The 6,486-nt window shown below is 70.9% G+C and carries 6 protein-coding genes and 3 pseudogenes; all 9 read left to right on the top strand.

Features of this window, described 5'->3' with window-relative positions:
* Window positions 1–1,831, top strand: a 1,831-nt coding sequence (locus tag ACY45C_RS07250; RefSeq protein WP_462186866.1) for a putative bifunctional diguanylate cyclase/phosphodiesterase, incomplete at its 5' end; no start/stop codon positions are given.
* A 252-nt stretch (window positions 1,832–2,083) separates the two neighbouring features.
* Window positions 2,084–2,377: a gas vesicle protein GvpO gene (locus tag ACY45C_RS07245; protein ID WP_462186865.1), complete on the top strand. Its 294-nt coding sequence runs from the start codon at window positions 2,084–2,086 to the stop codon at window positions 2,375–2,377.
* 147 nt (window positions 2,378–2,524) lie between these two features.
* A complete protein-coding gene (gvpJ, locus tag ACY45C_RS07240) occupies window positions 2,525–2,941 on the top strand; it encodes a gas vesicle protein GvpJ (protein ID WP_462186863.1) in 417 nt (138 codons plus the stop codon).
* Window positions 2,942–2,986: 45 nt separating this feature from the next.
* Window positions 2,987–4,240, top strand: coding sequence for a GvpL/GvpF family gas vesicle protein (locus tag ACY45C_RS07235; protein WP_462186862.1), 1,254 nt, complete (start codon window positions 2,987–2,989; stop codon window positions 4,238–4,240).
* The gene (gene gvpJ / locus ACY45C_RS07230) at window positions 4,200–4,499 is read left to right on the top strand and encodes a gas vesicle protein GvpJ (protein ID WP_462186861.1); all 300 of its coding nucleotides are present in this window, start codon (window positions 4,200–4,202) and stop codon (window positions 4,497–4,499) included. The genes ACY45C_RS07235 and gvpJ (ACY45C_RS07230) overlap by 41 nt, the downstream gene beginning before the upstream one ends.
* Window positions 4,493–4,888 (top strand): annotated as a pseudogene (gene gvpK / locus ACY45C_RS07225) (gas vesicle protein GvpK). The gene gvpJ (ACY45C_RS07230) and the pseudogene gvpK overlap by 7 nt, the downstream one beginning before the upstream one ends.
* Window positions 4,885–5,308 (top strand): annotated as a pseudogene (locus ACY45C_RS07220) (gas vesicle structural protein GvpA). Before gvpK ends, ACY45C_RS07220 begins: the two co-directional pseudogenes overlap by 4 nt.
* Window positions 5,309–5,322: 14 nt before the next feature.
* A complete protein-coding gene (locus ACY45C_RS07215; protein ID WP_462186860.1) occupies window positions 5,323–6,144 on the top strand; it encodes a GvpL/GvpF family gas vesicle protein in 822 nt (273 codons plus the stop codon).
* Window positions 6,141–6,486: pseudogene (locus ACY45C_RS07210) on the top strand (hypothetical protein); the annotation flags it as partial. The gene ACY45C_RS07215 and the pseudogene ACY45C_RS07210, both read left to right, overlap by 4 nt.

The raw sequence follows: 6,486 nt of genomic DNA, 5'->3' as shown, positions 1-6,486 counted from the left end.
GGGATACGCCCATGCGCTGCGGGAGCGGATCCTCGCCGGGCAGGACTCGATCCATCGCGCGGCCCTGCACGCGAGCGATGCCCGCTTCCGGCTGATCTTCACCGGCTCCGCGATCGGAATCCTGATCAATGACGGAGACGGACGGATCATCGACGCCAACGACGCTTTTCTGCGGATGCTCGGAGTCGACCCGGGTCAGGTGCGGGGCAGGTCAATCGACGAGTTCGCGCATCCCGAGGACGCGGGGGAGTTCCGGGAGGCCTATGCCGCCCAGCGGACCGCCGGACCGGAGCACATCCGGATGGAGCGGCGGTTCACCGGGATCGGCGGGTCGGTGGTGTGGGCCGAGCTGACCACGTCGTGTCTGCGCGACGACGACGGGCGGTGTCGTGCGCAGCTCTCCATGATCGTGGATGTGACCGACCGGCATCTGTTGCAGAGCCAGCTGCGCCGCCAGGCGCGGCACGACCCACTCACCGGCCTGCCGAACCGGACGGTACTCATCGAACGGGTCCACGAACTGATGGCCACGGGACCGGAACGTCGCATCGGGCTGTGCTTCATCGATCTCGACGGATTCAAGATGGTGAACGACAGCCTCGGCCACGACGTCGGCGACCGGTTGCTCGTCGCCGTCACGGACCGGCTGCGTCGGGTGCTGTCCCCGGAGCAGCTCCTGGTCAGGATGGGTGGTGACGAGTTCGTGATCCTCGTCGCCGACACAGCCGGCACGGCGGACGCCGTCGCCGTCGCCGAGACCGTGCTGGCGGCGCTGGCGAGCCCGCTGCGGGTGGGTGACCACGCGCTGTCCATCGGAGCGAGCATCGGCATCGTCGAACGGCCCGTCGCCGACGGGGACTACGCCGATCTGCTGCGGGCCGCCGACATCATGCTCTACCGGGCGAAGGCGGAGGGGAAGGGCCGCTGGGCCCTGTTCGACGCGGAGCGAGGCGTCCGGCAGGTGACCCGGCACACTCTGTCGACCATGCTGCCCCGCGCCCTCGAACAGGACCAGTTCGTCGTCGGGTACCAGCCGATCATCGCTCTCGGCGACGGTGCGGGTGCCAGGATGGCCGCCGGGGCGATGGTCGGGGTGGAGGCGCTGGTCCGCTGGCGGCATCCCGGCCTCGGTCTGCTGCCCCCCGATCTGTTTATCGGGATGGCGGAGGAGACCGGGCAGATCGTGCCCCTCGGCCGGCGAGTGCTGGAGCTTGCCTGCCGGCAGGCGCGGCAGTGGCAGGAGTGTCATCCGCACGCCCCGTTCGTCAGCGTCAACCTGGCCGCCCGGCAGACCCGCGAGGCCGGCCTGGTGGAACAGGTCCGACGCATTCTCGACGAGACCGGGCTTTCCCCGGACCTGCTCCAGTTGGAACTTACCGAGAGCGCCTTCATGGGCACGGCCGACGAGCCGCTGCGGGTCCTGCGCGGGCTCGCCGAGATGGGCGTGCGGATCGCTATCGACGACTTCGGCACCGGTTATTCCAACCTCGCCTACCTGCGTCGGCTGCCGGTGCACACGCTCAAGCTCGCCGGACCGTTCATCGAGGGCTTCCGCTCGGCGCGGGACGCCGACCCGGGGAATGAGGAGATCGTGCAGACGCTGGTCACGTTGGCTCACACCCTGCGCCTGACGGTGACCGCCGAGGGCGTCGAGACCCTGATGCAGGCCGAGCGGTTGCGCGCGGCCGCCTGCGACAGTGCGCAGGGCTTTCTCTTCGCGCCGCCGCTGACGGCCGAGGAGATTACCCAGAGGATCCTCACCCGGTCCGCTGGCTCGGACCGATCATCTTCGAGCCCCACGCGGGCAGTGCGGGCGGCATGGGCGCGCTGATCCCGTAGGACGCGCTGACCTCTCCACCTCCAGTGGATCTTCGGCGTGGGTGGCCTTGGCTCCTCCGGGCGGGGGCTCCTCCGGGGTGGTGCGGCGGTCGGTGATCTGCGGTCGACACCCGTCGTACGCTGGGAGTTTGGAGCCGGTAGTCCCGGGAATGGGCCGCGTGTCGATGTCTTCGATGCCTCGGTCCTCCTTGTCCTGGAGGCGGGGGTGGACGGGGGCCGCGCACCGGCCATGAGCCCAGAAGCCATGAGCCCAGACGAGGACAGGACCGCCCGTCGCCGGGTGGGCCGCGGGGGACTGGCGGCGGTGCTGCCCGGCGTGCTGGACGAGTTCGGGACGCTGCTGGGGCATAGTCCGGAGCGGGTCTCCGGTGTGCGGCGGACCGACGACGGCTGGTCGGTGCTGGCCGACGTCGTCGAGTTGGAGCGCATCCCGTCCACCACGAGCGTGCTCGCCACCTACCGGCTGGACGTCGACAGGGAGGGGAACCTCGTCGGTTACGAGCGGCTGCGGAGGTTCGTCCGTGGCGCCACCGACTGACCGCCACCGACTGACGAGGTTGCCGCGTGAGGTCGCCCATCGCGACAGCAGGAACCGGGCAGGGCCACGACCGTCGACCGCAGCCTCTTCGCCGGGCCGCCTCGTGCCCGGCCCTGGGGCGGTTCGCGTCCGGACTCGCTGGCCGACGTGTTGGAAAGGGTCCTCGACAAGGGGGTTGTGATCGTCGGAGACGTGGTCGTCAGCGTCCTGGACGTCGAGCTGCTCACCCTGAAGCTGCGGCTGTTCATCGCCTCGGCGGACACGGCGCGGGAGATGGGCCTGGACTGGTGGACCGCGGACCCCTTCTTCAACTCCCGGGCGCGATCTTTGGAGGAGGAGAACAGGAGGTTGCGGTCGCGGCTGGCCGAGGTCGAGCCCGCCGACGGGCGGTGGCCCGGGCGGACCGAAGACCACCCTGAGCGGATCGCCGACCGTCCCGCGCAGATCGCGAATCGTGCCGGGGAGGGTGTGGACGAGCCGACGGACCGGGATCCGGCGGACGCGGTCGAGCGGCTCTTCGACGGGGCCGGCCGGCCTGGCTGGCGCAGGGGGGATCGGCCTTGACGGGGTATCGGCCGCCGAGGAACGGGACACGAGGGAGTAGCGGCCATGAGCACGACGGCCGGGGCTGAGGATCTCACGGCCCTCGCCCGGCGACTCGCGCCTGAGATCGTCGAGGAGGCCGTCCGAGAGGCCCGCGAACTCGCCCGACATCAGATCGTCGAGTGCCTCGCCCGTGAGATCACCCGGGTGGTGATGGAGGGCATCCGGCCGGCCGTGACCCCGCCCCGGGACCTTCCTCCCGTTCCGGTCTCGCAGTCGGGGTCGGTCTCGCGGTCGGAGTCCGTTCCGGAGTCGGTTCCGGAGTCGACCGTCGAAACTGTGGGCGCGGTCGGGCCCGGCGTCCGGCCGTCCTCGCGCGCGTCCCGGACCGACCGCGGTCTTTACGCATACGGCATCATCCCCGCGGCGAGCGACACCGCCGGAATCGAGGGGCTGGGCGCCGGCACCGAGGTGGACGCGATCGCCTGCGGGCCGTTGTCACTCGCCGTCTCGGAGGTCGAGTTGAGCCTGCTGCGTGAGCTCGAGGAGGACGTCTCCGACACCGGTCGCCTCGCCGTGCTGGCCCGCCGGCACGATCAGGTGCTGTGGGAGCTGCTGGAACGCGGCGGTGTGCTGCCGCTGCGGTTCGGCACGGTGCTCGCCGACCCGGAGCAGGCCCGGGCCATCCTCGACGACCAGGTACGGGACCTGCTCCGGATGCTGGACGCCGTCCGGGACGCTCGTGAGTGGGGATTCCGGGTGGATTCGCCTGTCCACCACCCGGCGGAGACCGTGCCCACGGTGGGTGTGGGTGGGCGGGCCGGCTCGGCAACCGGCTCGGGAACGGCCTATCTTGCCGAGCGGCGCCGGGAGCTGCAGGCGGAGCGGGACCGGCGTGACGAGATCGCGGCGATGGTCGATCGGGCGGATCGGGAGCTGGCCGCGCACACGCGGGATGACGCCCGTCGGCACACCGGTCGGCCGGGGCGGATGTTCGACTGCGCGTACCTCGTGCCGCGTTCGGAGGAGGAGGCTTTCCTCACCACGGCGACCGTGCTGACGCGGGAGCTGGACGCGGCGGGGTGCCCCGCCGAGGTGACGGGTCCCTGGCCACCCTACTCGTTTGTCCATATCACGCTGGGTGGTGACCAGCGCCTGGGTGGCACCTTCGACGGTCACGAGGACTCGCCCGGCGGTGGAGCGCCGGTGGTTGACCGGGTGCGCACCACTGACCGGGTGCGCACCGCCGATCGGGTCCAGGGTCCTGCCGGAGGACGGAATGGTGCTATCGGAGGACGGCATGGTGGCGGCGATGACTGAACTCGGCGAGGTGCCGGTTCCCCGGGGGGCCGTGCCGGGACGGGGCGCTGTGCGGGGGCAGGGTGCTTCGGTGGGCCGGGGGGCCGGCACCGCCCAACCGATCGCCGATCTCCTCGACCGGCTGGTGGACCGCGGCGTGGTGATCAGTGGGGATGTCGTGGTCGCGCTGGCCGGCGTCGACCTGCTCCGGCTCGATCTGCGCGCCCTGCTGATCGGTGTGCAGACAGCCGTGGAGGGCGGCCGGGAGGCGGGATGGTGAGTACTACCAGGAACCCCCGGCGGACGCTGCGATTGGACGCGGATCCCCAGGACGTCGGTCGCGGTCTCGCGCATCTCGTCGTCGTCGTCCTCGAGTTGCTGCGGGAGCTCCTGGAACGGTAGGCGATCCGCCGGATGGACGGTGGCGACCTCACCGCCGAGCAGATCGACGAGCTGGGGTGCGCGCTGATCGAGATCCGTGCCAGCCTGGAGAAGGTGCGCATGTCGCTGGGCGTGAGCCCCGAGGAGACCGAGCAGGCACTACGGCGGGCCCGTCACCTCGTCGATCCCGGGCCGGGGATCGACCCGACCGCCCCCGACGCGTCGAGGGCCCGCTCCGCCTCCTCCGCGTACGAAGAACGATGGAAGAAGGCGAGGACAGCGCCATGAGCGTCTCCAGTCAGTCCATGAACCGGGCTCCGAAGCCCAGCAGCCTGGCCGATGTCCTCGACGTCGTGCTCGACAAGGGCATCGTCATCGACGCCTACGTGCGGGTCGCGCTGGTCGGAATCGAGATTCTCACGGTCGACGCCCGGGTCGTCATCGCGAGCGTGGACACTTAACCTCCGGTTCGCCGAGGCGGTGAACCGGCTGGACATCGCGCCCAAGGAGCAGGTCTCGGGCCTGCCCGGACTCATGCATGAGGTCACCGACGGCACCGCGAGGCAGAAGTCGAAGGGGGCGCTCGAGGGATTGAAGGACACCGCCGAGGAGGTGGTGGGCTCGCTGCGTGGCGGATCGTCCGAGGAGCACGCCCGGCGGGATCTGCCGGCCGGGCGCAGTGCGCCGGGCGACCGCCGCAGCGGCTGAGAGGGATGATCGCCATGTCCGTCATCATCTATGGCATCACGCGGTCCGGGCATCCGGCGCCGACGCCACCGCCGCCCGGCATCGGACACCCCCCGGGGCAGGTGCACCTGGTGCGGTTCGGGCCGTTGGCGGCGGCGGTCAGCGTCACCGCGGATGTCGGGATTCTGGGCGAGTCCGAGGCTGTGCGTCATCTGGACATCCTGCAGCGACTTCTCGCCGGAGGCCCCGTGCTGCCGCTGCGGTTCGGGACCGTCGCCCCCGACGAGGCGGCCGTGTGCCGTGAGGTCCTCGCCCCGCTCGCCGACGAGATGCCCGATCGGCTCGATGCGCTCGAAGGGCTGGTGGAGCTGTATCTCGACGTGGAGGAGGACGAGCGGTCCGCCCTCACCGAGGTACTGCCGGGCAGCCCGTTCGTCGGGGTCACGCCGCCCGCGGATCTCGACGCGCGGATCAGGCTGGGTCAGCAGGTGGCCGACCTGGTCATCGCCCGCCGGCAGCGTCAGGCCGATGCGATCCTCGACCTGCTGCGTCCGCTGGCGCTATCCGACCGGCCACGGCGCCCGCACGGCGGCGCGGAGGACCCGGTGCTCAGCTGGGCGTTTCTGCTGCGCGACGACGCCGTGGACGCGTTCGACGCCGCCGTCGCCGATCTCCGTCGCACCTGTCCGTACTTCACGATCGAATACGTCGGCCCACTTCCCGCCATCGACTTCGCCGAGGGCCCCACGGGTCCGCCCGGAGCCGGTGACACGGCGGACGCCGACGCCTTCGGGGGGACCGGCAGATGGGGTTGGAGCTCGGACTCCGACATCTGGGAAGGGAATGATCAACTATGAGCAGTGCGAAGATCGCTGCGGCGCTCGTCGGCGGCTATGTCCTCGGCCGGACCAAGAAAGCCAAGATGGCGATCGGAGTCGGGCTCTGGCTGACCGGGCGCAACTATCACGCCAAGGACATCGTCCGTGATCAGACAGTGAAACTGCTGCATTCCGCGGAGGCGGAGGAGCTGCTCGCCCAGGTCCGCGGACCTGTGCTGGAGGCCGGTCGGCGCGCGGCACTGTCGGTGTACGAGGCCCGGGTGGGTCGGCTCACCGAGAACCTCCACCAGCGTACGGGTCGGCTCACCGAGGGCCTGGCCGAGGCGGGTGACGTCGCCAAGGCGGCGACGGGAGCGGTCA

It is taken from the genome of Frankia sp. CcWB2 (genome assembly GCF_977927585.1).
The sequence above is the reverse complement of the archived record's forward strand: the minus strand, read 5'-3'. Positions and strand labels throughout refer to the sequence as shown.